At 46.9% G+C, this 1,909-nt stretch carries 1 protein-coding gene and 1 pseudogene; both read right to left on the bottom strand.

Annotated features, from left to right (window positions below):
* Positions 1 to 258: 258 nt before the first annotated feature.
* On the bottom strand, positions 259 to 861 hold the full coding sequence (locus WG929_RS20825) for an IS4 family transposase (RefSeq protein WP_416207600.1): 603 nt from the start codon (positions 859 to 861) through the stop codon (positions 259 to 261).
* Positions 862 to 1,205: 344 nt separating this feature from the next.
* Positions 1,206 to 1,909: pseudogene (locus WG929_RS20820) on the bottom strand (hypothetical protein); the annotation flags it as partial.

The following is a 1,909-nucleotide window of genomic DNA, read 5'->3' as shown; positions in this document are numbered from 1 at the left end:
CGGAGAGTGTTTGCCCAGTTGCCGTTATGCGAAACCGTGGAAGACATCGAAAAACTGCTGCCTGAGAATATGAAAGCGGCCGTTATTTAAATCGGTAGATGGGGTTGTTTGAGCGTTTACGATGAAACACGATGCGTCTCAGAGTCTGGTCTTTTAGCCACTGGCGGGTCTTGTAAATGACACGAATCTGCTCGTCCCTTACCACGCCTTTCCCTTCTGGCTGGTTCGTCTCGACGATCTCGTAGATCATGTCTTTCTTCATTCTGCCAACAAACACCCGTTATCCACCAGCCTCTCCAGCCATTGGCCACCGTTATAGGCTCGGTCAAACACGTAGGTAACCCCTTTAAATACAGAGAGTTGCGTTATGGCTCGACTATCACTGACTCTGCCAGGGGTCATCTCAAAGTAGATCGGCGTTTGGGCGTTGGGATCATAAAGCAGGTGGATTTTGATGCCGCTTTGCTGCTGACGAAAGCTGGCCCACTGATATTGGGATTGGCACAGGCTGATCGTCGTTGAGTCGATCAACTGGACCTGGCCTGCAACTTCCGCCAGACCTTTTTGTTTGCTCAAGCGGGATAACAAGTGAAAGAAAAGACCGTAATACGCAGCCGTTGGTCTCTTGTGATTGGCATCTGCCAAAGTGCTTTTTCGAACGGATTGTAATCCGAGGTGGTAGTGGCGTTGAGAGTGGACATCGAGTTGTTCAATCAGTCGTCGAAGAGAATTGGCTCCGGTCAATTGGCCAACCAACAAGGCCACGAATTGGTTCCAGCAAGTCAGTGAACGGGTGTGTTTATCTCCCTGATACTGGTCGACCAGTTTTTGAAACGAATGACGCGGGACAAAGTGGAGCAGTTGAGCAGTTGAGCCAGTACGGTGTTAACATGAGCCATGCCCGGTTCCTCGAAATGATGTTTGTGATAATCCTCATTTTACCGGAAACGGCGTGGGAACCGGGCTCCTTTCTTGCGGTTGAAAATTAAACCGGACAGCTGTGAAGCTGCCTCAGGGTGACAGGTGTATATCGAGAAAATCAGAGGTGCCTTAATATTCATCATTATTTATGACGTATATAAAAAACTCCACCATGAAATAAAAACCTAAAAAATATTTAATATATTCTTTAAATCCAAAAACCCAAAGAGCTAAAAAAAACACAACAAACCCTCCGGCTACATACACATGAATTCTCAAAATATTCATCCAAATATCGCCTTAGAAATCCCACTAACAATCAGACCAATAATTGATCCTATTGCTACCACAGCAGCAGCTTCTGTTGCAACAAAAATCAAAGTGATTGAAGCTGCCACCGCTCTAAAATAACTAAACAAAAGAAGGTCAAGGTCTCCTTTCAACCATATCGCAATGGCTGATGATAAAAACAACGTAAACCCGATTCCGAGAAACAGACCAGTAAGGAAAGGGAGAATGGCAGCTGATAATAAGTATATTCCTATTACCGAAATTAGTGCACTAGCAAATAGAGAAATAATCAAGAATCCCCCATTCTCCCCACTCCCAATCAAATACCCACCTGCCCCGGTTTCCGGGTCCAGTACGATATAACCCACCTGACTGCTGCCATAAAAGTTCACGGGTTGTTCATGAGCGGTCACTTCCATACCGGCATAAACCGAGTTGCGAATATCGCTTTCAACCTCGCTGGGTAGATTGATTTCGGCCAGTGCAGTAGAAAGGTTGGCTTGGGTAATGGTCCAGATTTTTTGGCCTTCGGCGGCAGCAATCTGAATGGCTTTGACCGCGCTAATACCATGAGCCGGGTTGTCTTCCGTTGAGAACATTTGCTCGGGCACCAGGTGTTCCATGGCGGAGAGGCGAGCGCCACTGGCCCGGTTGTAGGCAATCCACAAATCCGTGTCGTTGCTTTCGTGTACCAGCA

Origin of the sequence: Oceanobacter antarcticus, from assembly GCF_044962685.1 — a bacterium.
In the GTDB taxonomy this organism is placed as follows: domain Bacteria; phylum Pseudomonadota; class Gammaproteobacteria; order Pseudomonadales; family Oceanobacteraceae; genus Oceanobacter; species Oceanobacter antarcticus.
This window is presented reverse-complemented; position numbering and strand designations above follow the sequence as displayed.